Annotated in this window: 21 protein-coding genes; 11 read left to right on the forward strand and 10 right to left on the reverse strand. The window is 72.4% G+C overall.

Going from position 1 to position 26,876, the window contains the following annotated elements; all coding sequences use genetic code 11:
- Window positions 1-259 precede the first annotated feature (259 nt).
- Window positions 260-703, reverse strand: coding sequence for a CBS domain-containing protein (locus tag AB0I38_RS25635; protein WP_358472236.1), 444 nt, complete (start codon window positions 701-703; stop codon window positions 260-262).
- A gap of 324 nt (window positions 704-1,027) precedes the next feature.
- Here AB0I38_RS25635 and AB0I38_RS25640 point away from each other — a divergent pair, with 324 nt between their 5' ends.
- Window positions 1,028-1,966: a fatty acid desaturase family protein gene (locus AB0I38_RS25640; protein WP_436838783.1), complete on the forward strand. Its 939-nt coding sequence runs from the start codon at window positions 1,028-1,030 to the stop codon at window positions 1,964-1,966.
- Window positions 1,967-2,119: 153 nt separating this feature from the next.
- Complete coding sequence (locus tag AB0I38_RS25645) at window positions 2,120-2,722, forward strand: DedA family protein (RefSeq protein WP_358474305.1); 603 nt, start codon at window positions 2,120-2,122, stop codon at window positions 2,720-2,722.
- 7 nt (window positions 2,723-2,729) lie between these two features.
- On the opposite strand, the gene AB0I38_RS25650 is transcribed toward AB0I38_RS25645, so the two are convergent.
- Both AB0I38_RS25650 and AB0I38_RS25655 read right to left on the reverse strand, forming a co-directional pair.
- Window positions 2,730-4,142, reverse strand: a complete 1,413-nt coding sequence (locus AB0I38_RS25650; RefSeq protein ID WP_358472238.1) for a dihydrolipoyl dehydrogenase family protein — start codon at window positions 4,140-4,142, stop codon at window positions 2,730-2,732.
- Window positions 4,143-4,203: 61 nt separating this feature from the next.
- Window positions 4,204-4,803, reverse strand: a complete 600-nt coding sequence (locus AB0I38_RS25655; protein ID WP_358472240.1) for an NADPH-dependent FMN reductase — start codon at window positions 4,801-4,803, stop codon at window positions 4,204-4,206.
- A gap of 147 nt (window positions 4,804-4,950) precedes the next feature.
- Here AB0I38_RS25655 and AB0I38_RS25660 point away from each other — a divergent pair, with 147 nt between their 5' ends.
- On the forward strand, window positions 4,951-5,805 hold the full coding sequence (locus tag AB0I38_RS25660; protein WP_358472242.1) for a helix-turn-helix domain-containing protein: 855 nt from the start codon (window positions 4,951-4,953) through the stop codon (window positions 5,803-5,805).
- Between the two features lie 32 nt (window positions 5,806-5,837).
- Here the strand turns inward: AB0I38_RS25660 and AB0I38_RS25665 are convergent, their stop codons facing one another.
- The 5 genes from AB0I38_RS25665 to AB0I38_RS25685 form a co-directional block, all read right to left on the reverse strand.
- Window positions 5,838-6,284 (reverse strand): nitroreductase family deazaflavin-dependent oxidoreductase, encoded by a 447-nt coding sequence (locus AB0I38_RS25665; protein WP_358472243.1) that lies wholly within the window; start codon window positions 6,282-6,284, stop codon window positions 5,838-5,840.
- Between the two features lie 104 nt (window positions 6,285-6,388).
- The gene (locus tag AB0I38_RS25670) at window positions 6,389-7,549 is read right to left on the reverse strand and encodes a cation:proton antiporter (protein WP_358472245.1); all 1,161 of its coding nucleotides are present in this window, start codon (window positions 7,547-7,549) and stop codon (window positions 6,389-6,391) included.
- A gap of 8 nt (window positions 7,550-7,557) precedes the next feature.
- Entirely contained in the window at window positions 7,558-8,040 is a 483-nt protein-coding gene (locus tag AB0I38_RS25675; protein ID WP_358472246.1) for a cation:proton antiporter regulatory subunit, read from the reverse strand.
- A 173-nt stretch (window positions 8,041-8,213) separates the two neighbouring features.
- The gene (locus AB0I38_RS25680) at window positions 8,214-9,383 is read right to left on the reverse strand and encodes an acetate/propionate family kinase (protein ID WP_358472247.1); all 1,170 of its coding nucleotides are present in this window, start codon (window positions 9,381-9,383) and stop codon (window positions 8,214-8,216) included.
- Window positions 9,359-11,662: a phosphoketolase family protein gene (locus tag AB0I38_RS25685; RefSeq protein ID WP_358472248.1), complete on the reverse strand. Its 2,304-nt coding sequence runs from the start codon at window positions 11,660-11,662 to the stop codon at window positions 9,359-9,361. The genes AB0I38_RS25680 and AB0I38_RS25685 overlap by 25 nt, the downstream gene beginning before the upstream one ends.
- A 90-nt stretch (window positions 11,663-11,752) precedes the next feature.
- Between AB0I38_RS25685 and AB0I38_RS25690 the strand changes: the two genes are divergently transcribed.
- From AB0I38_RS25690 to AB0I38_RS25715, 6 genes are all read left to right on the forward strand, one after another.
- Window positions 11,753-12,178, forward strand: a complete 426-nt coding sequence (locus tag AB0I38_RS25690; protein ID WP_358472249.1) for an ATP-binding protein — start codon at window positions 11,753-11,755, stop codon at window positions 12,176-12,178.
- Window positions 12,179-12,228: 50 nt separating this feature from the next.
- On the forward strand, window positions 12,229-12,672 hold the full coding sequence (locus tag AB0I38_RS25695; RefSeq protein WP_358472251.1) for an ATP-binding protein: 444 nt from the start codon (window positions 12,229-12,231) through the stop codon (window positions 12,670-12,672).
- A gap of 182 nt (window positions 12,673-12,854) precedes the next feature.
- Window positions 12,855-14,561 (forward strand): IlvD/Edd family dehydratase, encoded by a 1,707-nt coding sequence (locus tag AB0I38_RS25700; RefSeq protein WP_358472253.1) that lies wholly within the window; start codon window positions 12,855-12,857, stop codon window positions 14,559-14,561.
- A gap of 94 nt (window positions 14,562-14,655) precedes the next feature.
- Window positions 14,656-16,287: a glucose-6-phosphate isomerase gene (pgi, locus tag AB0I38_RS25705; RefSeq protein WP_358472255.1), complete on the forward strand. Its 1,632-nt coding sequence runs from the start codon at window positions 14,656-14,658 to the stop codon at window positions 16,285-16,287.
- A 61-nt stretch (window positions 16,288-16,348) separates the two neighbouring features.
- A complete protein-coding gene (locus tag AB0I38_RS25710; protein ID WP_358472257.1) occupies window positions 16,349-18,532 on the forward strand; it encodes an alpha-galactosidase in 2,184 nt (727 codons plus the stop codon).
- Window positions 18,533-18,569: 37 nt separating this feature from the next.
- Complete coding sequence (locus AB0I38_RS25715) at window positions 18,570-19,205, forward strand: LysE family translocator (protein ID WP_358472259.1); 636 nt, start codon at window positions 18,570-18,572, stop codon at window positions 19,203-19,205.
- 17 nt (window positions 19,206-19,222) lie between these two features.
- On the opposite strand, the gene AB0I38_RS25720 is transcribed toward AB0I38_RS25715, so the two are convergent.
- Both AB0I38_RS25720 and AB0I38_RS25725 read right to left on the reverse strand, forming a co-directional pair.
- Window positions 19,223-19,945 (reverse strand): VIT1/CCC1 transporter family protein, encoded by a 723-nt coding sequence (locus tag AB0I38_RS25720; protein WP_358472260.1) that lies wholly within the window; start codon window positions 19,943-19,945, stop codon window positions 19,223-19,225.
- A gap of 253 nt (window positions 19,946-20,198) precedes the next feature.
- A complete protein-coding gene (locus AB0I38_RS25725) occupies window positions 20,199-20,807 on the reverse strand; it encodes a hypothetical protein (protein WP_358472262.1) in 609 nt (202 codons plus the stop codon).
- Between the two features lie 337 nt (window positions 20,808-21,144).
- On the opposite strand from AB0I38_RS25725, the gene AB0I38_RS25730 reads away from it, so the two are divergent.
- Together AB0I38_RS25730 and AB0I38_RS25735 are read left to right on the forward strand one after the other, a co-directional pair.
- On the forward strand, window positions 21,145-23,412 hold the full coding sequence (locus tag AB0I38_RS25730; RefSeq protein ID WP_358472264.1) for a hypothetical protein: 2,268 nt from the start codon (window positions 21,145-21,147) through the stop codon (window positions 23,410-23,412).
- Window positions 23,413-23,485: 73 nt separating this feature from the next.
- Complete coding sequence (locus AB0I38_RS25735) at window positions 23,486-26,869, forward strand: phosphodiester glycosidase family protein (protein WP_358472266.1); 3,384 nt, start codon at window positions 23,486-23,488, stop codon at window positions 26,867-26,869.
- Window positions 26,870-26,876 lie beyond the last annotated feature (7 nt).

The following is a 26,876-nucleotide window of genomic DNA, read 5'->3' on the forward strand; positions in this document are numbered from 1 at the left end:
TACGCGACACGGCCGCGGGGCATGCGGTTGCTGCGCGGGGAGGCTCGCCATTGGGCGAGCCGATGAACCGCGAACCTCAACGCGACCTCCTCCTCGTGGGGTAGTTGCCGTTGGAATCCCCCGTCTTCAGGCGGGGGAGGATGTCAAACGGCTTCAGCACTGATCTGCCGGCCGGCTTCCCCGGGGCAGTGGCCTACCGTAACAGGCATGTCGCGTTGACGGCATATGTGATCTACCGCTCCGCGACGCGGGAGCTCCCTCAGCCCCGGACCAGGCGATCCACCAGCGCCTGCAGGGTCACGGCCCCGCGCACCGAGCCGCCCTCGACCACGGCGACCAGGGGGCTGTGCGTACGCGCCATCAGCGCCGCGAGCTCCAGCACCGTGGCGTCCGGCCCGCTCACGGGCAGCTCGCGCGGCTTGTCCGGCAGCGCCTCCCGAACGGTCCGGTGGGCCAGAGAGCGCAGGAACAGGTCGGCGTGCGCCTCGTCGACCACGCGGGCCAGCGCGGGATCGTCCATGCAGTAGGTGGGGACGGCCAGTCGCAGCACCTGGGTGCCCGGCAGGATGCTCAGCGGCCGGCCCCGCTCGTCGACCACGATCAGGCCGGGCAGATCCTGATCGGCCAGCAGCCGAGCCGCGTCGATCACCGGGGTGTCGACCGTGACGGTGGGGAACTCGGTGACGAGGTCGATGGCACGCATGGGGGTCCTCCCGAGGTGAACGAACACCGACCCAGCTTCCCGACGCCCGGGCCAACCTATCGGCTCACAACCGGCATTATCCCCCGGTCAGCCGGTGGACGGGCCATTCCAGGACGATCCGGATGGTAAGGCTGGCACTACCACGGGCCGGGGTGCGCGCAGGGCTCCGTTTCCTCCGCTGAGCGACCATGCTGGGGGCCTACCACTCGCTCCCGCATCGGAGGAACCGTGACATCCGTGAGAGCCATGAGCCCTCCTGCCGAACGTGACGAGAGGGGAAGCGACTTCGCGCGGTTGTCGCGGCGCGTCGCCGAGGCGGGCCTGCTGGAGCGCCGACCCGGCTACTACGCGGCGCGGATCGCCGTCGTAGGCGGCCTGTTCGCCGGGGGGTGGGTCGCCTTCGCCCTGATCGGCGACTCCTGGTGGCAGCTCGCCGTCGCCGTGTTCCTGGCCGTGATGTTCGGGCAGGTCGCGCTGCTGGCCCACGACCTGGCGCACGGTCAGGTCTTCCGCACCCGCCGGGCGAGCGCGACGGCCGGTCTGCTGGTCGGCAACCTCGGCATCGGCCTCGGCTACGGCTGGTGGCAGGACAAGCACACCCGCCACCACGCCAACCCCAACCACGAGGACCACGACCCCGACGTCTCGCCCGACGTGCTGATCTGGTCGGTGAGGCAGGCCGAGGCCAGCAGCGGCCTGGCCAGGTTCATCGGCCGCCGCCAGGCGTTCCTGTTCTTCCCGCTGCTGACGCTGGAGGGCGTCAACCTGCACGTGTCGAGCGTGCGCGGGCTGCGCCGCCCCACGCTGCGGAACCGGTGGGCCGAGGCGCTGCTGTTGTTCGCCCACTTCGCCCTCTATCTCGGCGGGATCCTCGCGATGCTGCCGGTGGGCAAGGCGGTGGTGTTCATGATCGTGCACCAGGCGCTCTTCGGCGTCTACCTCGGGTGCGTGTTCGCGCCCAACCACAAGGGCATGCCGGTGCTCACCGCCGGCGACCGGCTGGACTTCCTCCGCCGCCAGGTCCTCACCTCCCGCAACGTGACCGGAGGACTCCTGGTCGACACCGCCCTGGGCGGGCTCAACCACCAGATCGAGCACCACCTGTTCCCGAGCATGCCGAGCGTCAACCTGCGCCGGGCACGACCCCTCGTGCGGGAGCACTGCGCGGCGCTGGGCGTGAACTACACCGAGTGCGGGCTGCTCGCGTCGTGGGGCCAGGCCCTGCGCCACCTGCACGCGGTGGGAGAGCCCCTGCGCCGCTGATCTCGCCCGCCGCGGGCGACGGCCACGCATACAACGGCGCCCAGCGGTTAGGAGTCATGCTCCGGCCACGCGAGAACCCCAGGAGCGGCGTTGACGACATCCACGAACCCCGCCACGACCCCTGACGGCATCGCGGGCTGGGCGGTCGGACTCATGGAATCGCTCGGGGCGCCCGGCGCCGGGTTCCTCGTCGCGCTGGAGAACCTGTTCCCGCCGCTGCCCAGCGAGGTCATCCTGCCGCTGGCCGGCTTCGCCGCCTCCCGGGGGGAGATGACCCTGTGGGAGGTGCTGGTCTGGACCACGATCGGCTCGCTGACCGGGGCGCTCATCCTGTACGGCGTCGGGGCGCTGCTCGGCAGGCGGCGCACCCTCGCCCTCGCCGCCAAGATCCCGCTGCTCAAGCCCGCCGACGTGGAGAAGGCCGAGGACTGGTTCGCCCGCCACGGCCGACGGACCGTCTTCCTGGGCCGCATGGTCCCGTTCTTCCGCAGTGTGATCTCCATCCCGGCCGGCCTGGAGCGGATGCCGCTGGCCGCCTTCTCGCTGCTCACCGCCCTGGGCAGCCTCATCTGGAACACCGTGCTCGTGCTGGCCGGGTATCTGCTCGGCGAGCAGTGGTCGCTGGTGCAGACCTACGTGGGCGGCGCCTCCAACGTGGTGCTCGTGCTCGTCGTGCTCAGCCTGCTGATCTTCGCCGGCCGCCGCGTCGCCGAGAACCGGAAGAACCGCCGCGCCGCCGAGAGCCGGAAGGACTGACCTCCCGTCAGAGCCCGTAGGCCTCCAGCAGCCGCAGCCACACCTCGCTGACAGTCGGGAAGGCCGGCACCGCGTGCCACAGCCGGTCCAGCGGCACCTCGCCGGTCACCGCGATCGTCGCCGAGTGCAGCAGCTCCGCCACGCCCGGCCCGGCGAACGTCACCCCGAGCGGCACCCGCCGCTCCTCGTCCACCACCATCTTGGCCCGGCCCCGGTAGCCGTCGCCGAGGAGGTAGGCGCCCGTGACCGAGCCCAGGTCGTACTCCACCGCCCGCACCTGGAAGCCCGCCGCGCGGGCCGCGGCCTCGGTGCGCCCCACCGAGCAGATCTGCGGGTCGGTGAACACCACCTGCGGCGGACCGTACGCGTCGGCCGTGTCACGCAGGGACGGCAGGTCGTCGCGCTCGCCCCGGGCCCGCGCGGCGATGACGTCGCCGCAGAGCCGCGCCTGGTACTTGCCCATGTGCGTCAGCAGAGCGCGCCCGTTGACGTCGCCGACCGCGTAGAGCCAGCCGTCCCCGACGGCGGTCGCCCGCATGCTGTCGTCCACCTCGACCGTGCCCTTGCCGGGCAGGCCGATCGTCTCCAGGCCGATCCCGGTCGTCGCGGGGACGCGGCCGGTCGCCACCAGCAGCTCGTCGGACTCGATCGGCGGGCCGTCCGGCAGGTGCACGGTCACCTTGCCGCCCGGCTCCGGCCGCTCCACCCGGACCGCCTCGGTGTGGGTCCGCACCTCGATGCCCGCGTCGGCGAACGACTCGGCGAGCAACTCGCCGGCGAACGGCTCCATCCTGTCCAGCAGCCTGTCGCCGCGCACCAGCACGGTGGTCTGCCGCGCGCCGAGGCCGTGCATGGCCTGGGCCATCTCGCAGGCCACCACGCCGCCGCCGATCACGGTCAGCCGCTCGGGCACCGACGTGGCCGCGGTGACCTCGTGACTCGTCCAGGGGGCCGCCTCGCGCAGCCCCGGCACCGGTGGGACCGCGGCCGTGCTGCCCGTCGCCAGGACCACGGCGTGCCGGGCGGTCAGCACCCGCTCGGAGCCGTCCGGCACGCTCACCCGTACGCGCCGGGCGCCGTCGAGCCGCCCGCGCCCGCGGACGAACTCAGCGGGCACGCCCTCGATCCACCGCACCTGGCCGGCGTCGTCGTAGTGGGACACCGCCTCGTCGCGCCTGGCCAGCACCGCGCCCGCGTCGATGGGCCCGATCGACAGGCCGGGCACCCTGCCGACCTCGGCGACCAGGTCGACCGGGCGCAGCAGCGCCTTGCTGGGCACGCACGCCCAGTAGGAGCATTCGCCGCCGGCCAGCCGCGGCTCCACGATGGCGGCCGTGAGCCCGCCCCGCACCACCCGATCCGCCACGTTCTCACCGGCGGGACCGGCGCCCACCACGATCACATCGAACTCGTCGCTCACGTCGGCCTCCGCTGTCAGTCCTGCCTCCAGCCTTTCACGACCGGCCGGGGGGTGGCTCCGTTCAATGCGTGTAGGGAGTGGCGAGCCGCGCGTCGTGCAGCACGGAGCCCCACCAGCCGAGCTGGTCGAGCAGCATCTTGGCGGCGCCGCCCGGCCCGTCGGGGTCCACCGGGCGCTCGTCGGCGCCGAAGCGCTCCCAGGGCCGGTCGAAGCTCACGGTGTGCCGCACGGTCACCGCGTGCATCTCCGCGAACACCCCGCGCAGGTGCTCCACCGCCCGCAGGCCCCCGCCCATGCCGCCGTAGGAGACGAAGCCCACCGGCTTGGCCTGCCATTCGGTGAAGTGCCAGTCGATCAGGTGCTTGATCGAGGCGGGGAAGCTGTGGTTGTACTCGGGCGTGACCACGACGAACGCGTCGGCCCCGGCCAGCCGCCCGGCGAGGGCGGCCAGCTCGGCCGGGCGCCTGCCGGGGACCTTCAGGTCGTCCGGGTCGGCGGGCAGCGCGACCGGCAGGGTGACCTCGGCCAGGTCGAGGACGTCGAGGTCGAACCGGCCGTGCCGCCGGACCTCGCCGGTGAACCACTCGGCGATCATCGCGCCGAACCGGCCCTCCCTGACGCTGCCGAGCACCACCACGAGCTTGAGATTCTGATCGGACATGCCGAACTCCCGTCGATTCGCCGGCGTCCGCAGGTCGGGCGCCGCTGCCATCAGGCTGGCGGTGATCGGCGAGGGGCTGGAAGGCCGGGCCGAGACGGGCACTGTCAGGGCCACCCTCCGGGATCAGGCAGCCGGTAGTGTCCACCCGTGACCATCAACGAGCTGGGCGCCTACCTGCGCGACCGCCGCGAAGCCGTCACCCCCGCCGACGTCGGGCTGCCCGCCGGTGCCCGGCGGCGCACACCGGGGCTGCGCCGGTCCGAGCTGGCGACGCTGGCCGGGGTGAGCGTCGAATACCTCGCACGGCTGGAGCAGGGGCGCGACCGCCACCCGTCGGCGCAGGTCCTCGGCGCGCTCGCCGACGCGCTGCGCCTGGACCCGGACGAGCGGATCCATCTGCGCCGCCTGACCAAGGGAGCCGCCGGCGACGTCCTCTGCCCGGCCGGAGTGCCGCCCGCCCGTTCGGTGCGGCCGACGGTGCGGGCGCTGCTCGACCGGCTGGAGCCCGCACCGGCTCTGCTGCTCAACCGCCTCGGCGAGGTGCTCGCCCGCACGTCCGGCTACGAACGCCTGGCGGGCCCCCTCGGCCTGCTCGACGGTGACCCGCCCAGCCTGGTCAGGTTCGTGTTCACCGACTCCCGTGCGCGTGCCCTCTACCCCGACTGGGAGCGCGTCGCCGACGAGCTGGTGGCGATGCTCAAGCTCGAATCGTCCCGCGATGACCCGCACGTGTCGCACCTCGCCGACGAGCTGACCATCGTCGCGGGCGCCCCGTTCGCCGACCGCCTGGCCGCACCGGCCGGGCCGCCGTCACCCACCGGGGTCGAGCGGCTGACGCACCCCGAGGCGGGGGAGTTGCGCCTGGCCTACGAGACGCTGGAGCTACCGGTGAAAGACGGGCAGCACCTGGTCGTCTACCTTCCGGCCGACGACGCGACCGCGCTCGCACTCGACCGCCTGACCGGTCGCCGTCCCGGCGGTCTGCGCGCGGTGTCGGGTTGAGCGGCCCATACGGGGTCAGCGGGCACACGCGATCAGCTGGCCGGCGGAGCTGATCGCTCGATCACCACCACGGGCAGCTCGCGCTCGGTCTTCTTCCGCATATTCGCGTAGGTGGGAAAGACTTTCAGCATCAGCTCCCACAGCCGGGCGCGCTCCGCTCCCTCCGCCAAGCGGGCGCGGGCGGCGAACTTGTCGGCGCCCACCTGCACCCGCACGTCAGGGTCGGCCACGATGTTGTGGAACCACGAGGGGTGCTCGGCCAGCCCGCCGTTGGAGCCGACGACGACGTAGCGGTCGCCGTCGCTGCCATAGAAGAGCGCGGTGCGGCGCAGAATGCCCGTCCGGCGGCCCCGGGTGATGAGCAGCAGGGCGTCTATGCCCTGGTAGCGCTGCCCGGAAGCACCGTCGCTGTCGACATATTTCTGGACGTGCTCGGCCACCCAGGCGACCGGGCTGTCCGTGACTTCCTGCTGTTCCATCTGGATCTCCTCACCGCGGGCCGGCCACCGGCTCGCCCCAGCAGCCTGCCACCCCCCACCGACAGAAATCACCGACGACGTCCGGCCGGGCCGGCGGTAGCGGGTCAGGCGCGTTTGGCGATGGCCGTGATCAGCGGCTGCACGGCCTTGGCCGCGAGCGGTCCGAACGCCGCCAGGATGAGGACGTACGTGGCGGCCAGCGGTCCCAGGTCGGGATGCACGCCGGCGGCCACCGCCAGGCCGGCGATGACGATGTTGAACTCACCGCGCGGGATGAGCGCGATGCCCGCGCGGGCCCGGCCGGCCGTCGCGATGCCCGCCCGGCGGGCCGCGTACGCGCCGGTCAGCAGCTTGGTGATCATGCTGATCAGGGCCAGCAGCGCGGCCAGCCCGGCCACCGGGAGCATCTTGGTGGGATCGGTCTGCAGGCCGAAGAAGACGAAGAACACCGCGGCGAACAGGTCGCGCAGGGGCGCCAGCAGCGCCTGCGCGTCGTGGGCCAGCTGTCCCGACAGCGCGATGCCGACCAGGAAGGCGCCGACGGCCGCCGAGACCTGCAGCTGCTGCGCCAGCCCGGCCACCAGCAGCGCGAGCCCGACGATCTTCAGCAGCAGCACCTCGTTGTTGGGGCTGGAGACGAACGCCTCGATCCACTTGCCGAAGCGCAGTGCGATCAGCAGGACGGCGCTCACCGTGGCCAGCGCGATCGCCACCGTGACGGCCCCGGCGGCCAGGCTCAGACCGGCCAGCATGGCGGTCAGCACCGGCAGGTAGACCGCCATCGTCAGGTCTTCGAAGACCAGCAAGGACAGGACGGTCGGGGTCTCGCGGTTACCTATCCACCCCAGATCGGACAGCACTTTGGCGGTGATGCCGGAGGAGGTGGCATAGGTGACGCCGGCCATCGCCACGGCGGCGACCGGCCCCCAGCCGAGCAGCAGCGCGCAGATGGCGCCGGGCGCGGCGTTGAGCACCAGGTCGACGATGCCGGCGGGGGCGTTGCCCTTGAGGCTCGCCACGAGTTCGTCGGCGTTGTACTCCAGGCCCAGTGTGAGCAGGAGTAACACGACGCCGATCTCGGCGCCGACGGAGATGAAATCCTCGCTGGTGGCCAGCGGGAGCACTCCGCCGGTGCCGAAGGCGAGGCCGGCGATCAGGTAGAGCGGGATGGGCGAGATGCCGACGCGCAGCGCGAGCGCGCCGAGCACGCCCAATCCCAGCAGAACAGCACCGAATTCGAGGAAAAGGATGGCGGTATGGTGCACCCTCGGCCCTACCCGTGCGCCAGGATGTCGGTCACTTCGGAGGTGCTGTCCGCGCTGCCCACGACGACGACGACGTCGTTCTCGTCGAACACGAAGTCGGGGGCGGGGCTGGCGAAGACCCGCCCGCTCCGCACCACCGCGACGATCGAGGCGCTGGTGCGCGTCCGCACGCGCGCGTCGGCCATCGGCCGCCCCACGTACGGGGAGCCGGACGGGATCGGAATCTGCAGACTCACCAGGCCCTCCACCTGCTCGTGGAGGGCGTTGAGGCGCTGCACGATGCGCGGAGCGCCGAGGAGCTCGGCCAGCGCGTCGGCCTCTTCGTCGTTGAGCTTGACCGAGTCGCACACCCGGTCAGGGTCTTCGCTGTCATAGATGACCAGATCCCGTCGTCCGGTCCGGTGTGAGATGACACCGATCCGCTGGCCTGACCGCGTAGTGAACTCGTGACGCAACCCGATACCGGGCAACGCCGTCTGCTCGACCTCCACCGTCTATCCCACCCACCCGTTTTACGCATTTCGCGGTTACTTTAGCAGTTTGGGAGATCTGTCCGTTCCGTAGGAAGCGGCCTGATCTCCGGGCAACGCACAGATGGTAGGCCCAATGCCGGGACTGCCATACAACTTCACCTCATGTCGTCATACTTCGTGAGAAGTCGGGTTCACAAGAGGGTCAGCGCCTGGCGGGCGATCTCCCACTCCTCGTCGGTCGGGATGACGAGCACCGTCACCTCGGAGCCCGGGGGCGACACGGCGCGTTCGCCGGTGGACTCGGCCTGGTTGAGCGCCGGATCCACGGTGATGCCGAGCCGCTCCAGGCCCTCCGTCGCGGCGGCGCGGGTGGCGGCGTCGTGCTCGCCCACGCCACCGGTGAAGACGATCGCGTCCACCCGGCCGAGCAGCGCGTAGTAGGCGCCCACGTACTTGCGGATCCGGCGCGTGTAGACGTCCAGGGCGAGGCGCGCCCGCTCGTCGCCGCCGGCCGCGCGCCGCCGTACCTCCCGCATGTCGGAGTGACCGGCGAGCGCGAGCAGGCCGCCGCGGCGGGTCAGCGCCTGCTCGGTGGCCTCGCCGTCCATCCCGGTCACCCGCTGCAGGTAGCCGGGCAGGGCGGGGTCGACGTCGCCCGAGCGGCTGCCCATGACGAGCCCCTCCAGCGGCGTCAGCCCCATGGAGGTGTCCACGCTCCGGCCGCCCATGATCGCGGTGGCACTCGCGCCGTTGCCCAGGTGCAGCACGATCATGCTGGTCCGCTCCGGTTCGCGCCCCAGCATCGCCGCCGCCCGCTCCGACACGTACGCGCAGGACGTGCCGTGGAAGCCGAATCGCCGCACCCCCCACTCCTCGGGGACCGCGTACGTGTACGCCGCCGGCGACAGCGTCTGGTGGAAGGCCGTGTCGAACACCGCCACCTGCGGCACCCCCGGGAAGGCGTCCTGCGCCGCCCGGATCCCGATCAGGTTGACCGGGTTGTGCAGCGGCGCGAGCGGCGCGAGCTCCTCGATCCCGGCGATCACGCGGTCGTCGACCAGCACCGGATCCCGGAACAACGTGCCGCCGTGCACCACCCGGTGCCCCACCGCCACCGGGTCGAGCTCCGGTCCCCTCTCGGCGAACGCCTTCAGCACCGCGGCCAGCCCCTCCGTGTGCCCGGGGAAGCGCCCCTCCCTCTCGTACGGCGGATCGTCGCCGCAGTGGTGCGTGAGCCGGCCCCGCTCCTCCCCGATCCGCTCGACCAGGCCCCGGGCCGGGCGGCCGCGGGTCTCGACGTCGATCAGCTCGTACTTGATCGAGGAGGAGCCGGTGTTCACGACGAGAATGCGTTCGGCCATGTCCATCCACTGATCTCCGGAAGGTCCTCGCCGTGCTCACGGGTGTAGGCGCGCGCCCGCAGCCGGGTGTCCACCATGTGCTGGCGCAGGTGCGCCTGGGTGCTGCCGAGGCCGGGGACGCGGTCGATCACGTCCATGACCAGGTGGAAGCGATCGATGTCGTTGAGCATGACCATGTCGAACGGCGTCGTCGTGGTGCCCTCCTCCTTGTAGCCGCGCACGTGCAGGTTGGAGTGCCCGTTGCGGCGATAGGTGAGCTGGTGGATCAGCGACGGGTAGCCGTGGAAGTTGAAGACGACCGGCCGGTCGGCGGTGAACAGCGTGTCGAACTCGGTGTCCGTCATGCCGTGCGGGTGCTCCGTATGCGGCTGCAGGCGCATCAGGTCGACCACGTTGACGACGCGGACCCTCAGCTGCGGCAGGTGCTCGCGCAGCAGCGCGGCGGCGGCGAGCGTCTCCAGGGTGGGCACGTCGCCGGCGCAGGCCAGCACCACGTCCGGGTCGTCCCCGGCGTCGGTCGAGGCCCACGGCAGGATGCCCAGCCCTCGGGTGCAGTGGGCGATGGCCTCGTCCATGGTGAACAGGTCGAGCACCGGCTGCTTGCCCGCCACGATCACGTTCACGTAGTTGCGCGAGCGCAGGCAGTGGTCGCCCACCGACAGCAGCGTGTTGGCGTCCGGCGGCAGGTAGACGCGCACGACCTCGGCCTTCTTGTTGACCACCACGTCCAGGAAGCCCGGGTCCTGGTGGCTGAAGCCGTTGTGGTCCTGCCGCCAGACGTGCGAGGACAGCAGATAGTTGAGCGAGGCCACCGGCAGCCGCCACGGGATCTTCTGGGAGATCTCCAGCCACTTGGCGTGCTGGTTGAACATCGAGTCGACGATGTGGATGAACGCCTCGTAGCAGTTGAACAGGCCGTGCCGCCCGGTCAGCAGGTAGCCCTCCAGCCAGCCCTGGCACAGGTGCTCGCTCAGCACCTCCATGACCTGCCCGCCGGGGGCCAGGTGCTCGTCGGTCGGCTCGATGGCCGCGTCCCAGGCCCGGTCGGTGACTGAGAAGACGTCCGAGAGCCGGTTGGAGGCGGTCTCGTCGGGCCCCATGAGCCGGAAGATCGACGGGTTGGCGGCGATGACGTCGCGCAGCAGCCCGCCCAGCACCCGGGTCGGTTCGGTCGACTGGGTGGCCGGCGCCTTCACCTCGACCGCGTACGGCCGGAAGTCGGGCAGCCGCAACGGCTGCAGCAGCTCGCCGCCGTTGGCGTGCGGGTTGGCGCTCATCCGGCGCGGACCCACCGGCACCGACCGCAGGATCTCGGGCACCGGGCGGCCGTCGGTATCGAACAGCTCCTCCGGCCGGTAGGAGCGCATCCACTCCTCCAGCTGGGCCAGCCGGTCCGGCCGGTTCCGTACGTCGGTGAGCGGCACCTGGTGCGAGCGCCACGTCCCCTCGACGGGCAGGCCGTCGACCTCGCGGGGCCCGGTCCAGCCCTTCGGCGTCCGAAGGATGATCATCGGCAGCCGGTCGGCCTGGCCGGCCTTGTAGGCGGCGATCTCGGAGTAGGCCTGGTCGAGCGTGGTCGCCATCTCCAGGTGGTCCGGGCCCACGAGGTGGGGCCGGTAGCCGTACCCCTCCATGAGTTTGATCAGCTCTTCCAGCGGGATCCGGGCCAGGATGGTGGGATTGGCGATCTTGTATCCGTTGAGGTGCAGGATCGGCAGCACCACGCCGTCGCGCCGGCGGTTGAGCAGCTTGTTGGAGTGCCAGCTGGCGGCCAGCGGGCCGGTCTCCGCCTCCCCGTCGCCGATGACGCACGCCACCATCAGATCGGGGTTGTCGAACGCCGCGCCGAACGCGTGCGCCAGGCTGTAGCCCAGCTCGCCGCCCTCATTGATGGAGCCCGGCGTCTCGGGCGCGACGTGGCTCGGGATGCCGCCGGGGAAGGAGAACTGGCGGAAGAGCCGCCGCATGCCCGGCGCGTCCTGCGACACGTTCGGGTACTTCTCGGAGTAGGAGCCCTCCAGCCAGGACAGCGCCACGGCCGCCGGGCCCCCGTGCCCGGGGCCGACGACGTAGATCATGTCCTGGTCGTGCTCCTTGATGAGCCGGTTGAGGTGGGCGAAGCAGAAGTTCAGCCCCGGCGTGGTGCCCCAGTGGCCGAGCAGGCGCGGCTTGATCTGCTCGGGCCGGAGGGGCTCGGTCAGCAGCGGGTTGTCGAGCAGGTAGATCTGGCCTACGGACAGGTAGTTCGCCGCACGCCAGAAGGCGTCGATTTGGTCCATGACTAGCTGATTCCTCCAAACTGACGGCTCAATCGGATTAGATCGCCTCTCCTGGGCAGAGGATGCGAACCCGTCGAGCAGCGAGGCGTCATGGAGACCAGGAGAGCAGACGAGCAGGCGTTCGCCATTCCCTTCACCCGCAAGAACATTCCGCGGGCGCGCGCCGCCACGATGAGCCTGGCCCGGGCGCGGGGAATGCCGCCCGAGCGGGTGATCGACCTCGCGCTGGTGGTGAACGAGGCCATGGTCAACGCCGTCGCCCACGGCGGCGGGCGCGGCCGGCTGCGCGCGTGGTGCCAGGGCGGCGTCCTGCACTGCGAGATCGAGGACCGGGGGCCCGGCATCCCCGCGCGACGGCTGGACCGCACCGATCCGCCGCCGCCGTCCTCGCTGGGAGGCTGGGGCATTTGGCTGATCCGCCGCCTGGCCGATAAGGTCGCCCTTACGACCGGCCCGGATGGCACCGCCGTACACATCGCCATGGACCTCTCCGAACGCGAGGGCGCTGTGCCATAGGGCCCCATTCAGCTCTGGTAGGCGGGCGGGTGAACGCGGACTCTGGTGATGTGGACCCCCCACCGCTGCTCGTCACGTTCTTCGCGGAGAGCAGTCTGGCCGACACACGCGCCGCGGTCCACCATCACGCACGCGAGCAGGGATTGCTCGGCGAGCGGCTCGAAGATTTCGTCATGGCGGTCAACGAGTGCCTGGTCAACGTCCTGGCCCACGGCGGCGGGCAGGGCCGGCTGCGCCTGTGGCGCGAGGGCGAGACCCTGCTCTGCGAGGTCAGAGACTCCGGCGGCGGCATCCCCTCGCGCTACCTCGACGAGTCCGAGCTGCCGGAGCCCTCGCAGCTCGGCGGCCGCGGCATCTGGCTGATCCGCCGGCTCACCGACGGCGCCGTCTTCGCGACCGGGCCCGCCGGCACCACCGTCCTCATCGCCAAGAAACTGCCCGGAGGCCGCGCCGAGCGGTTCCGGCCCGCCAGCGGGTCCGCCGACCGCGCCTGACCGCGCCTGACCCCGGCGCTCGGCCTCCGGCATCCGCCGCTCGTTCCCGGCCGAGCCCCGTTCGCTCCCGGCCCCCCGTTCGTTTGCCGGCCGGTCCCCGGCCGTCCGGCGTCCGGTTCGATCCCCGGCCGGCGTCCGGTGTCCCCCTGGATATCCGGACAGGTCGCGATATGGTGCCGGATATGGGTCTTCGCAGTGCGCGCTGGTACTCAGGTGACGACCGAAACTCCTACATCCACCGCGCCTGGATGCGCCGCGGCCTGCCGGACGAGGCGTTCGACGGCGAGCGGCCGCACATCGCGATCGCCAACACCGCCTCCGACCTCACCCCCTGCAACTCCCACCTGAACGAGATCGCCGAAAGCGTGAAGCAGGGCGTGTGGGCGGCCGGTGGGATCCCGCTCAACCTGCCGGTCGTCTCCCTCGGCGAGACCAACGTCCGGCCTACCGCGATGCTCTGGCGCAACCTCGCCGCCATGGCCACCGAGGAGATGCTGCGCGCCAACCCCGTCGACGGCGTGGTGCTGCTCGGCGGCTGCGACAAGACGATCCCGTCGCTGCTCATGGCCGCCGCCTCGGTCGACCTGCCCGCGGTCGTGCTGCCCGGCGGCCCGATGCTGACCGGCCACTTCCGCGGCGTGCCCCTGGGCTGCGGCACCGACGTGTGGCGGCTCAGCGAGGAGGTGCGCGCCGGCACGCTGTCCCGCGAGGCGTTCCTGCGCTCGGAGTCGTCGATGATCCGCAGCCGCGGCCACTGCAACACGATGGGCACCGCCTCCACCATGGCCTGCGTGGCCGAGGCCCTCGGCATGACCCTGCCCGGCACGGCCGGCACCCCCGCCCCCGACAGCAGGCTGCTCCAGCGCTCCCACGAGACCGGCCGGCTCGCCGTCGACCTGGTGCGCCAGGGCCGCCGCCCGAGCGACGTGATGACCCGGGGCTCGTTCCTGAACGCGATCGTGACCCTCGCCGCGATCGGCGGCTCCACCAACGCGGTCGTCCACCTGCTGGCCATCGCCGGCCGGCTGGGCGTCCCGCTCACCCTCGACGACTTCGACCGCACGGGCTCCGGGGTGCCGCTGCTCGCCGACCTCCAGCCCGCCGGCCGCCACCTGATGGACGACCTGTTCCGGGCGGGCGGGCTGCTCGCCCTGCTGAAGGAGGTCGAGGACCTGCTCGACCCCGCCGCGCCGACCGTCACCGGCCGGCCGCTCGTCGAGTACCTCGCGGACGCCGCCATCTGGGACGAGACCGTCATCAGGCGGCGTGCCGACCCGCTGCTGCCCGACGCGGGCATCGCGGTCCTGCGCGGAAACCTCGCCCCCGACGGAGCCGTGATCAAACCCGCCGCCGCCTCGCCCGAGCTGCTCCGGCACCGCGGCCGGGCCGTCGTCTTCGACGGCGTCGAGGACGTCCACGCCCGGCTCGACTCGCCCGACCTCGACGTGGACGAGACGTCCGTGCTGGTGCTGCGCGGCTGCGGGCCCAGGGGCTACCCGGGCATGCCGGAGGTCGGCAACCTGCCGCTGCCCGCCAGACTGCTGGCCAAGGGGGTGCGCGACATGGTGCGGATCAGCGACGCCCGGATGAGCGGCACCGCCTACGGCACGGTCGTCCTGCACGTCGCGCCGGAGGCCGCCGCGGGCGGGCCGCTGGCCCGGGTGCGCACCGGCGACCCCATCGTGCTCGACGTGGCCGCCCGCCGCCTCGACGTGGACCTGCCCGCCGGCGAACTCGCCGCCCGCGAGCCGGTCATGACCGGCCACGCCCGCCCCGTACGCGGCTGGGAACGCCTCTACGTCGACCACGTCACCCAGGCCGACCGGGGAGCCGACCTCGACTTCCTCACCGGGTCGAGCGGCGACGGCGTGGGACGCGACTCCCACTGACGGCAAAGTCACTCCGCCGTGCGCGGAATCGTCCCAGCCGGGTACGGGGTTACGGCAGCATGTGATCGGTTTTCGACCGTACGAGGAGGAAGACGTGGGCGGCGACATCACCCAGAGCCACGAGTGGACGGCACTGGCCAAGCATCACGAGGAGCTGACGGGCAGGCACCTTCGCGAGCTGTTCGCCGAGGACCCCGGCCGCGCCGGGCGGATGACGCTGACCGCCGGTGACCTCCTCCTCGACTACTCCAAGCACCGGGCGACACCCGAGACCATCGACCTGCTGGTGGCGCTGGCCGAGCGGGCCGGGCTGCGCGAGCGCGTCGAGGCCATGTTCCGCGGCGACCACATCAACGTCAGCGAGGACCGGGCGGTGCTGCACGTGGCGCTGCGGACGCCGCCCGGCGCGGCGCTCGTCGTCGACGGCCAGGACGTGACCGCCGACGTGCACGAGGTGCTCGGCAGGATGAGCGCCTTCGCCGACCGGGTCCGCTCCCGCGAGTGGCGCGGCGCCACCGGGCAGCCGATCACGACGGTGGTCAACATCGGCATCGGCGGCTCCGACCTGGGCCCGGCCATGGCCTACGAGGCGCTGCGCGACTACGCCGACGCGGGCGTCCAGGCCAGGTTCGTCTCCAACATCGACCCGGCCGACATCGCCGGCAACCTCGCCGGGCTCGACCCCGCGACCACGCTGTTCGTGATCAGCTCCAAGACGTTCACCACGCTTGAGACCCTCACCAATGCCAAGGTCGCCCGCGACTGGCTGGTCGGCGCGCTCGGCGAGGACGCCGTCGCCCGGCACTTCGTGGCCGTCTCCACCAACGCCGCCAAGGTCGCCGAGTTCGGCATCGACACGGCGAACATGTTCGGCTTCTGGGACTGGGTGGGCGGGCGCTACTCCTACGACGGTGCCATCGGCCTGTCGCTGATGCTCGCCATCGGGCCCGAGCGCTTCCGCGAGATGCTGGCCGGTTTCCACGTCATCGACGAGCACTTCCGCGGCGCGCCGTTCGGGGCCAACATGCCCGTGATACTCGGGCTGCTCGGCATCTGGTACACCGACTTCTTCGGTGCCGAGACCAGGGCCGTCCTGCCCTACAGCCAGCGGCTGCACCGCTTCCCGGCCTACCTGCAGCAGCTGACCATGGAGTCCAACGGCAAGTCGGTGCGCGCCGACGGCGAGCCCGTCACCGCCGCCACCGGCGAGATCTTCTGGGGCGAGCCCGGCACCAACGGCCAGCACGCCTTCTACCAGCTGCTCCACCAGGGCACCCGGCTGGTGCCCGCCGACTTCATCGGCTTCGCCGAGCCGTTCGAGGACCGCGAGGGCATGCACGACCTGCTCAACGCCAACCTGTTCGCGCAGACCTCGGCGCTCGCGTTCGGCAAGACCGCCGAGGAGATCGCGGGCGAGGGCGCGCCGGCCGGGCTCGTCCCGCACAAGGTGATGCCAGGTAACCGGCCCACCTCGACGATCCTGGCGCCCAAGCTCACCCCCTTCACGCTGGGCCAGCTCGTCGCGCTCTACGAGCACATCGTGTTCGTAGAGGGCACCATCTGGGGCATCGACTCCTTCGACCAGTGGGGCGTCGAGCTGGGCAAGAAGATGGCGCTCGACCTGGCGCCCGCGCTCACCTCCGAGGAGCCGCCGGTCGCCTTCCCCGACGCGTCCACCGAGCAGCTCGTGCGCGCCTACCGGGAGCTGCGCGGCCGGCGTCCCTGATCGCGCTCCAGGGGGTGTGCCCGCGTTGACGGCCGGTGCCCGGCCGTCCGACGATCTCAGCATGCCCCTCATCCCGGTACCCGGCCGCGACCACACCTGGGCGGCGCTCACCCCGGCCACCGCGTACGTCTTCAGCGTCGAGACAGATCCGGCGACAGCCGTCGAGCCAGCCATCGAGACAGACGTCGAGCCAGACGACGGGACAGGTGCGGAGCCGCGCGCCTGGACAGGCGGGGAGACCCGCGTCGTCCAGCACTACTGGGGCCCGCGCCCGCCCGTCGCGGCGCTCGGCCAGCTCACCGACCCGTTGCCGGGCGGGATCCCCACCGGTTTCCTCGACCCCGCGGACGCCGCCGAGCTGCTGCCCGTCGACGGCGGCCGCCGCTGGGGCGTGCCGTCGCTGCAGGCCGTCTACCCGGGCGGCGTGCGTTCGGTCGAGCTCCATTTCGAGGAGGCCGTCCACGGCGAGAACGAGCTCGACCTCGTGCTGCGCGACCACGCCTACGGCCTGCGCGTCAGCCTGCGGTTCCGCGTCTTCGACGACTGCGACGTCATCGAACGCTGGGTGACCCTGACCAACGAGTCGGCCGAGCCCGTGCGGCTGCGGCGGGCCGACTCCGGGAGCTGGGTCATCCCCGAGCAGGCCGGATTCCGCTACACCGGTGTGGCGGGCGGATGGGGGAGTGAGACCCACCTGCACCACGGCGAGCTGCCGCCCGGCGAGACCACGTTCACCAGCAGGACCGGCACCACCTCCCACAAGGCCAACCCGTGGATCATGATCGGTGACGCCACCGAGACCAGCGGCCGGGTCTGGAGCGTGGCGCTGGCCTGGAGCGGCTCGTGGCGGCTCACCACCCAGCGGCGGCCCGAAGGCGACGTGGCGGTCAGCGCCGGGTTCGGCCACGAGGGCCTGTCCTGGCCACTCGCCCCCGGCGCCACCCTGAGCACCCCGCCCGCGCTCGGCCTGCACACCGACGGCGGCCACGGCGCGGCCAGCCGGGCCTGGCACGAGCACGCTCGCCGGCACGTGCTGCCCACCCCGGACGAGGAACGGCCGGTGCTCTACAACTCGTGGGAGGCCACCTGGTTCGACGTCACCGAGCAGGGCCAGCTCGACCTCGCCCGCAGGGCCGCCGGCCTGGGTGTGGAGCTGTTCGTCGTGGACGACGGCTGGTTCGGCAGGCGCACCGACGACACCCGCGGCCTCGGCGACTGGTGGCCGAACCCAGACCGCTTCCCGCGCGGCCTGGGCGCGCTCTTCGCCGGGGTCCGCGAGCTGGGCATGCTGCCCGGGCTCTGGGTCGAGCCCGAGATGGTCAACCCCGACAGCGACCTCTACCGTGAGCATCCCGACTGGGTGCTGCACTATCCCGGACGCCGCCGCGACACCATGCGCAACCAGCTGGTGCTCAACTTCGCCCGCGACGACGTGCGCGCCTGGGCGCTCGGCCGGCTCGACGGCCTGGTCGGTGAGCACGACCTGGCCTACCTCAAGTGGGACATGAACCGCAGCTTCAGCCAGGCCGGCTGGGCCGAGGGCGGCGACCTGCTCTGGATCGAGCACACCAGGGGCGTTTACGCGATCATGGACGAGCTGCGCCGGAGGCATCCGCGGCTCAGGATCGAGTCGTGCTCCGGTGGCGGCGGCCGGATCGACTTCGGCGTGCTGCGGCGTACGGACCAGGTGTGGACCTCCGACAACACCGACGCTCGCGACCGGCAGCCGATCCAGCAGGGCTTCTCCTACCTCTACCCGGCGAGCGCCATGTCCTGCTGGGTCACCGACAGCCCCAACCCGATCACCGGCCGCGCGGTGCCGCTGCGCTACCGGTTCCACGTCGCCATGGCCGGCACGCTCGGCATCGGCGGCGACCTGACCCGGTGGAGCGACGAGGAGCTGGAGGAGGCACGGCGACTGGTCGCCGACTACAAGGCGGTGCGGCCGGTCATCCAGCACGGCGTCCTGCACCGGCTGGACGGCACGCCCGGCAGCACCGCCTCGGCCGTGCAGTACACGCTCGGTGACCGGGTCGTCGTGCTCGCCTACAACCCGTACACGCTGGACCCGCGGCAGCCCCGGCGGCTGCGGCTGGCCGGCCTCGACCCGGACGCCGTCTACCGGGACGCCCAGGGCGTCGACCGGCACGGCGCCACGCTCATGCACCACGGGCTGATCCTGCCGACCTGGCGGTACGCGGGCGCCGACTACCGCAGCGAGATGGTGGTGTTGCGACGGACGTAGGGCTTCGGCCCGCCCGCGCGCCGTAGGGTGGGGCGTCATGACCTCTGTGACGCAGATCGTGGCCTTCGGCGGAGTGGTGATGCTCGGGGCGATGTCTCCCGGGCCGGACTTCGCGGTCGTCGTCCGCCGCTCCGCGGTCTCCGGTCGCGGCCACGGCATGGCGGCCGCGGCGGGCATCTCCCTTGGGGTGTTCGCCTGGGTGGCGGCCGCGGCGACGGGCATCGCGGCCCTGCTGGCGGCCTCGGCGGTGGCGTTCGGCGTGGTCAAGGTGATCGGCGCCGCCTACCTGCTGTTCCTCGGCGTCAAGGCGCTGCGGGCGGCCCTGCGCTCGGGCGGCGAGCTGAGCCTGGACGTGCCGGATCCGGGTGGCCGGAGCTCGTGGGCGGCGTTCGCCGAAGGGCTGCTGACGAACGTGCTCAACCCCAAGGCGGCGCTGTTCTTCGTGGCCCTGGTGCCGCAGTTCGTCGCCTCTGACGCCGCGCTGGGCGATGCGCTGGTGCTGTCGGTCATCGCGCTCGCGGGGACGGTGGCGTGGTTCATGGTGGTGGCCAACATCGTGGGGGCGTTGCGCAAGGTGTTCGCCAGGCCGGCCGTACGCCGGAGCATCGACGGTCTGACCGGCGCCGCCCTCATCGGGCTCGGCGTCAACCTGGCGGCCTCCAGCCGTCCCTAGGGCGTGCCCGTGGAATGTCAGGCGATCGTGACGCCGAGGAGGTGGCCGAGTCCGTACGTGACGGCCGCCGCGCCGACGCCCAGCCCCAGCTGCCGCAGGCCGCCCAGCCACCACGGCCGGGCGGTAAGCCGGGCGACCACCGCCCCGAACCCGAACAACGCCAGCACGCTCAGCACCACCGCCACCCCCAGCCCCGACGCCCCGAACAGGAACGGCACCAGCGGCACCAGCGCCCCGGCGGAGAACGCGCCGAAGGACGACGCGGCGGCCAGGTAGGGCGAGGGCAGGTCGTCCGGGTCGACGCCCAGCTCCTCGCGCACGTGCACGCGCAACGCCTGCTCCGGGTCGGCCGACAGCCCGGCGGCCACCTGCTCGGCCAGCTCGGCGTCCAGGCCGCGGGACCGGTACAGCTCGGCCAGCTCCGCCTGTTCGCCGACGGGGTTACGGGCCAGCTCGCGGCGCTCCACGGCGATCTCCGCGCGCATCAGCTCCGTCTGCGACTTCACCGACGTGTATTCGCCCGCCGCCATCGAGAACGCCCCGGCGGCCAGCCCCGCGAAACCCGCCAGCACCGCCGCCTGACCCGGGCCCGCCGCGCCCACCACTCCGGCGATCAACGCGAAGTTCGAGACGAGCCCGTCCATCGCGCCGAACACCGCCGGCCGCAACCACCCTCCGGACACGTCCCGGTGGGAGTGGTGCCGCTCCGGGGAGTGCGGCTGGGCGAGCTCGATGGTCATGACACCTTTCCCCTTCTGATGACAACTCGTATGAAAATTTAGACATATTTCCGTACGTGTCGCAACGAAGGGGAGGCTAGCCTGACCTGCGCTTCCATTGGTTTCGTGACACCATGTCGCGAAAATTTGAGGGAATGATGACGGAGGTCGGCCGCCTCTGATCAGCTGATCAGCACCTTCCGGAGGCCGTCACGGGAGGGCATGAGTCACCGGCCGGAGGTGATCAGAGTCACTCCCGGCTCGGCCGGGCGCGTCAGACGTGGGCGGGGACGGCTCGCCCCTCACGGGCGGTCTCGGCCCCGGCGGCCGGGTCCGCGCCGCGGATCAGCGCCGAGCAGTCGCCGATCGCACCCGTCAGCAGCTCACACAGCAGTTTGTCCGGATCGGGGATGCACGCCTGCACGATCCCGACCACCGCGAGCTGGACCGCGTTGGGCGCGGCGTAGCGGCGGAAGCCCTTCTCGGTGATGCGCGCCGCCCGGCTGAACCGCCTGGCCTGCTCGGCGGCGTGCGGCACCTGGGCCATCGCCTCCCTGCTGCGCTCGCTCATCCGCCCCGACGGCGCGCCGTCGAGCCTGGCCAGCATCTCCTCGGCGGCCAGAACCGACACCGCCAGGGCGAGCTGGCGCTCGGCCGCCGCCACCGGCAGCGCGGTCGTCGCGCAGCGCAACGCGATCTGCGCGTCCACGCGAAGGTCGCCGCCGGTCAGGCCGATGATCGACGGGACCAGCTCGACGAGCTCGGCGCGACTCTCGTCGCCGACGTTGTCGTTGACCAGGCGGGCGAGAGCGGCCAGCAGCGGGTGCGTGCAGGCCGGGTGATCGCTCCACCGTTCTCCGGCTAGGTAGGACGCCAGCTCCATGAAGCAGGCACCCCGTTTCGGGTTTCGATGCCTACCTCGGGACAGAACCGGCATGTGATCTAGGTTGTTGTCCACGGGTGCTCCACTTCCACGGATCGCCGTCTTTCCAGTCTGCGCCGTCGGCCGCCCGGACGCCAGTGATGGGGTCCCGGCACCGGGCGAAACGTCCGACCTGGACCGCGGCAGGGCGGGCGCGATAACGCGCGCGGAACGTTGATCAAAAGGTGACGCGATCGCGGACGGCCCCGTGCTACGTTGCCGACGACTTTTCGACGGGAGCACCGCGCGGCGCATCGGAGATCGCCCCGCGGGCTTCTCACTTTCATGGGGGCTGACGGTGAGGAAGGCGCTACTGCTCGTGGTCGCGGCGACGCTGTGCTGGGCGCTGCCCGCCTCGGGCGCGCACGCCGCCGCCCAGGCCACGGGCCAGGTGGCAGGGCAGGCCACGAGCCAGGTCACGGGCCAGGCCGACGGACGGGTGGCCTTCATCGGCGTGCCCGGCCTGCACTGGGACGACCTCGACCCGACGATCACCCCGAACCTGTGGCGGCTGGCCGGGCAGAGCGGGCTCGGCTCGGTCTCGGTCAAGACCCTGGGCACCGTCACCTGCCCCCACGACGGCTGGCTGACCGTCTCGGCCGGGGTGCGGTCCGCAGTCGGCCACGGCTGCGGCCTGCCGCCCGAGCCCGCCCCGCAGGGCGCGGGCGCGACGGTTCCCGGCTTCGCCGACCTGCTCGCCGCGCGCGACGGCACCTACGCCGGAACCCTCGGCGAGGCCGTGCACGCGGCCGGCCAGTGCACCGCCGCGGTCGGCCGGGGCGCGGCCCTGGCGCTGGCCGACCGCAAGGGCTCCGTCGACCTCTACGCCGCCGACCCGGCCGGCCTGGCCGACTGGTCACGCTGCAAGGTCGTCGCCGTCGACGTGGACGAGCTGATCAGCCCCTACCTGAGCGACGGCAGGCTGCCCAAGGAACCCGACGCCCTCGCCCCCGCCCGCCGCGAGCAGGCGGTGCGCGCCGCCGACGCCGAGGTCGGGGCGGCGCTCGCCAGGATCCCCGCCGACTCCGAGGTGGTGCTCGCCGGGATCGGCGACCACGGCTCGGTGCCGCACCTGCGGGTCGTCATGTGGAAGCGGCCCGGAGCGGCCGGAGCGTTCGTCGGCACCACGTCCACGCGGCGCGAGGACATCGTGATCCTGCCCGACATCACGCCCACCGTGCTGACCGCGGCCGGCATCGCCATCCCGCCGACCGTCGTCGGCTCGCCGTGGGCGCTCGGCCGCGCCACCGGTCTCGACGAGGCCGCCGCCGACCTGCGCAGGGCCGACCTGGCCGGCACGACCGTGCGACTGACCACCGGCGTGTTCTTCACCGCGTTCGCCATCAGCCAGGTCGCGTTCTACGTGATCGCCTACCTTTTGCTGGCGCGGCGCAGGCGGCCGGTGGCCGTGGGCGTGGTCGCGCTCGGGCTCGCCTCCATCCCCGTCTCGACGTACCTGGTCAACCTGCTGCCCTGGGCGCGGGGCGACCACCCCGCGGTGGCGCTGGTCGGCGGGGTGGCCGGCCTGGCCGGGCTCATCCTGCTGGTGGCCATGGCCGGGCCGTGGCGGCGCCACCCGCTGGGGCCGCCCGCCGTGGTAGCCGGAGTCACCGCCGCCGTCCTGGTCGGCGACCTGCTCACCGGCACGACCCTGCAGTTCAACAGCCTGATGGGCTACACCGCCGTGGTCGGCGGGCGCTACCACGGGCTGGCCAACATCCCGTTCGCGCTGCTGGCCACGGCCGTGCTCATGGTGACCGCGCTCGCCGCCGACCACCTGGTGCGCGCCGGGCGGCGGCGGCTCGCGGTGACGATCGTCGCGACGCTGGGCGTGGTGGCCATGCTGCTGGCCGGCTGGCCGGGCATCGGCAGCGACTTCGGCGGCGTGATCGCGTTCGTCCCGGGCATCGCCGTGACCGCGCTGCTCGTGGCGGGCAAGCGGGTCTCGCTGGTGAAACTCGCCGGGTTCTGCGTGCTGGGCGGCCTGGCCGTGTCGGTCATCGCGGTGCTCGACCACCTGCGCCCGCCCGGCTCCCAGACGCACCTGGGCCGGTTCGTCGGGCAGGTGATCGAAGGGACCTTCCTGCCCATGATCGGCCGCAAGCTCGGCGCCATGCTCAACACCATGCTCTCGCCCAACCTGATGCCGATCGTGATCGTCGGCCTGGCGTTCCTGGTCTTCGCGCTGCTGCGGCCCGGGCAGGCCAGCGCGGGCCTGCTGCCCCAGGCGTTCACGCGGGCCCCGATGCTGCGCGCCGGTCTCACCGGGGCTCTGGTCAGCGGCGTGATCGGGATGCTGGTCAACGACTCGGGCACGGCCGTCCTGTCGATGGCCGTGTCGCTGTCCGTGCCCCTGGTCCTCTACGCCGGGCTCCGCCTGCCGGAGCAGGTGGAGCCGCTCGGCGGTGAGGCGGCCGGGCCCGGCGAGTCGGCGGAGCCTGACAGGGCCGGTGAGCCGGGGGAGCCTGGCAGCGCCGGTGAGCTGGGTGAGCCTGGCAGGGCCGGTGAGTCCGACCGGCGCGGTGGGCGCGTGCCGCGGGCCGATCCCGTGCCGGGTCAAATCTGATCAAGGCCTGAAATTTTCCTTTAGTTCATCGCCAAGTCTTGAAAGTAATAGCCATGGGCGATTGAGTTCGGTCGTGCAGACCCTCCGTTACGCGGCCGCGGCCGCCGCGCTCGTCTTAGGCATCGCGGCGCCCGCGCTGGCCGATCCGCAGCCCCCCGCAGAGGACGCCCTCACCGCGTCGTCCTACCCGCCCCCCTCGACCCTGCTCGCCGCCGCCTCCGGGGAGCGGCTGGAGACGGACAGAAAGACCAGGCCCGTCGCCCCCGGCATCTCCCTCACCTCGTTCGACCGCTACGACACGCTCGGCTGGCTCCGCGCCGACGCGCTCACCGCCGACCTTGGCAGTGCCAAGGCCGACTACGTCTACTCGGGGGAGGTGTCGAAGACCGAGCCGCTGTCCGGCCCGGCCAACCGCGCCCGCGCCGTCGCCGCCGTCAACGGCGACTTCTTCGACATCAACAACTCCGGCGCCGCCCAGGGCATCGGCGTCCAGAACGGCTCCCTCGTCCAGTCGCCCGTCGCCGGCCACGACAACGCCGTCGCGATCACCGGCGACGGCGTGGGCCGGGTGCTGAAGATGTACTTCGAGGGCACCGCCACCCCCGCGGGCGGCTCCCCGATCACACTCACCCAGTTCAACCAGCTCGTCCAGGCGGGCGGGATCGGCCTGTTCACACCGCTGTGGGGCTCCTACTCGCGGGCCCGCGCCGTCGAGGGCGCCGCCGCCGTCACCGAGGTCGAGCTGGTGGACGGGGTCATCACCGAGGTACGCCAGGCCGCCGGCAGCGGCCCCATCCCCGCGGGCACCACGATCCTGCTCGGCCGCGACGCCGGGGCCGCCGCGCTGGCCGCGCTGAAGGCCGGTGACCGCGTCGACGTGACGTACCGGCCGAAGGCGTCCGACGGCGGCACCGTCAAGGCTGCGGTGGGCGGCAACTACGTGCTGGTCAAGGACGGCGTGGTGCAGAATTCGGCCGACCCGGCCGCGCACCCGCGCACCGCGGTCGGCTTCTCCGCCGACGGCCGGACGATGCACCTGCTGACCGTCGACGGCCGCCAGGCCGACAGCCGCGGTGTCACGCTCAACGAGCTGGCCGAGCTGATGGCCGAGCTGGGCGCCGCCAACGCGCTCAACCTCGACGGCGGCGGCTCCTCGACCCTGCTCGCCCGCGAGCCCGGCGCCGCCGAGGTGCAGGTCGAGAACAGCCCGTCCGACGGCGGCGAGCGGCACGTCCCCAACGGCCTGGCCCTGTTCGCGCCTGAGGGCAGCGGCAAGCTGAAGGGCTTCTGGCTGGAGACCGCCGCCGACCCGGCCCGCGCGCCCGGTGCCTCGCCCGTCGCGGGCGGCCGCCCCGACCGCGTCTTCCCCGGGCTCACGAGGCGGCTGACCGCCGCCGGATACGACGAGACGTACGGCCCCGCCGCCGGAACGCCGTCCTGGAAGGCCGCGCCGATCGCGCACGGCGTGATCCGCGACGGGCGGTTCCACGCCCTGGTGCCCGGCCAGACGACCGTCACCGCCTCTCGAGGCGGCGCCAAGGGCACGCTGGAGCTCACCGTGCTCCAGCCCCTGCGACGGCTCGGCATGACCACCGACCGGGTCGGCCTGCCCGGAGCCTCGGGCACCGCCACGTTCGGCGTGGTCGGCTACGACCGCAACGGCAACTCCGCGCCCATCGAGCCCGGCGACCTCACCCTGTCCTACGACCGCGACCTGTTCGAGGTCACGCCGTCGGAACACGGCTACTTCACCGTGAAGGCCAAGCGGGACACCGGTTCGGGGCTGATCACCGCCAAGGTGGGCAAGGTGAGCGCGGCCGTGCCCGTCACCGTGGGCTTCGAGGACAAACCGGTGGCCGACTTCGAGGACGCCGGCTCCTGGGCGTTCGCCGCGGCCCGGGCCACCGGCTCGCTGTCGGCGGCGCCTGGACAGAGCGGGAGCGGGCTCAAGCTGGCCTACGACTTCACCCAGTCCACGGCGACGCGGGCCGCCTACGCCGGCCCGCCCCGGCAGCTGGAGATCCCGGGCCAGCCGCAGGCGTTCGGGATGTGGATCCACTCCACCGGCAAGGGGGAGTGGCCCAGCCTGGAGTTCTACGACGCGCTCGGCCAGTCGCAGATCCTGCGCGGCCCGTACATGACGTGGACCGGCTGGCAGTTCGTCGAGTTCGCCGTGCCGGCGGGCGTCAACCATCCGCTCAGGCTGCGCCGCTTCTACGTGGCCGAGACGAGGGCCGACCAGAAGTACACGAACGAGATCCTGATCGACGGGCTGGTGGCCAAGGTGCCGCCGTCGATCGACGCGCCGGCCGCGGCGAAGGTGGCCGACCCGGTGGTCCAGCCCGAGGTGGCCAGGATGCCGTGGCGGTTCGCGGTCATGTCGGACGCCCAGTTCGTCGCGCGCGACCCGGACAGCGACATCGTCCGCAACGCGCGCCGCACGCTGCGCGAGATCAAGGCCGCCGCGCCCGACTTCCTGCTGATCAACGGCGACCTGGTGGACGAGGCGTCGCCGGAGGACTTCGCGCTGGCCAAGACGATCCTCGACGAGGAGCTGGGCGGGACTCTGCCCTACCACTACGTGCCCGGCAACCACGAGGTGATGGGCGGCAGGATCGACAACTTCAAGGCCGTGTTCGGTGACACCTACCGGACCTTCGACCACAAGGGCACCCGGTTCGTCACGCTGGACACCTCGCGGCTCAACCTGCGCGGCGGCGGCTACGAGCAGGTCGCGCTGCTGCGCTCGCAGCTCGACGCGGCGGCCCGTGACGCGTCGGTCGGCTCGGTGGCGGTGGTCTTCCACGTGCCGCCGCGCGACCCCACGCCCGGCAAGGGCAGCCAGCTCGGCGACCGCAAGGAGGCCGCGCTGGTCGAGGGGTGGCTGGCCGACTTCCAGCGGACGACCGGCAAGGGCGCCGCGTTCATCGGGGCGCACGTCGGCACCTTCCACGCGGCGCGGGTCGACGCGGTGCCGTACGTCATCAACGGCAACTCGGGCAAGAACCCGGCCACGCCCGCGGACGACGGCGGGTTCACCGGCTGGTCGCTGTGGGGCGTGGACCCGGTGAGCGCCCAGGAGGCCGAGCACGTCCGGCGCAACTGGTTCGTGGACGCGCCCACCTGGATCGGCGCCCAGACCCGCCCGCACGTGGACGAGCTGACGCTGACGGCGCCCGCCTCGCTCCCCGTGGGCGGCACCGGCTCCGTCACGGCGACGGTGCGGCAGGACGCCCGGACGGTGCCCGCGGCCTATCCCGTGTCCGTGCGGTGGTCGGGTTCGGCCGGCCTGCACGTCGGCTCGCGTTCGTCGGCCGGGAGCCGGCACGTCGCCGTCCTCGACCCGGACACCGGCACGCTCACCGCGCTGCGCGTGGGCCAGGTCACGGTCACGGTGACGGTCAGCGGCGTGGAGCGCGAGGCGGTGATCGCGGTGGCGGCCAAGGCCGCCGCCTGACCTGACG

It is taken from the genome of Nonomuraea cavernae (genome assembly GCF_040655715.1).
Taxonomy (GTDB): domain Bacteria; phylum Actinomycetota; class Actinomycetes; order Streptosporangiales; family Streptosporangiaceae; genus Nonomuraea; species Nonomuraea cavernae_A.

Coding starts and splice junctions, on each gene's coding strand:
- AB0I38_RS25635 (WP_358472236.1), bottom strand. CDS start 703: ATGCGTGCCATCGACCTCGTCACCGAGTTCCCCACCGTCACGGTCGAC.
- AB0I38_RS25645 (WP_358474305.1), top strand. CDS start 2,120: ATGGAATCGCTCGGGGCGCCCGGCGCCGGGTTCCTCGTCGCGCTGGAG.
- AB0I38_RS25655 (WP_358472240.1), bottom strand. CDS start 4,803: ATGTCCGATCAGAATCTCAAGCTCGTGGTGGTGCTCGGCAGCGTCAGG.
- AB0I38_RS25665 (WP_358472243.1), bottom strand. CDS start 6,284: ATGGAACAGCAGGAAGTCACGGACAGCCCGGTCGCCTGGGTGGCCGAG.
- AB0I38_RS25680 (WP_358472247.1), bottom strand. CDS start 9,383: ATGGCCGAACGCATTCTCGTCGTGAACACCGGCTCCTCCTCGATCAAG.
- AB0I38_RS25685 (WP_358472248.1), bottom strand. CDS start 11,662: ATGGACCAAATCGACGCCTTCTGGCGTGCGGCGAACTACCTGTCCGTA.
- AB0I38_RS25690 (WP_358472249.1), top strand. CDS start 11,753: ATGGAGACCAGGAGAGCAGACGAGCAGGCGTTCGCCATTCCCTTCACC.
- AB0I38_RS25700 (WP_358472253.1), top strand. CDS start 12,855: ATGGGTCTTCGCAGTGCGCGCTGGTACTCAGGTGACGACCGAAACTCC.
- AB0I38_RS25710 (WP_358472257.1), top strand. CDS start 16,349: ATGCCCCTCATCCCGGTACCCGGCCGCGACCACACCTGGGCGGCGCTC.
- AB0I38_RS25715 (WP_358472259.1), top strand. CDS start 18,570: ATGACCTCTGTGACGCAGATCGTGGCCTTCGGCGGAGTGGTGATGCTC.
- AB0I38_RS25720 (WP_358472260.1), bottom strand. CDS start 19,945: ATGACCATCGAGCTCGCCCAGCCGCACTCCCCGGAGCGGCACCACTCC.
- AB0I38_RS25725 (WP_358472262.1), bottom strand. CDS start 20,807: ATGGAGCTGGCGTCCTACCTAGCCGGAGAACGGTGGAGCGATCACCCG.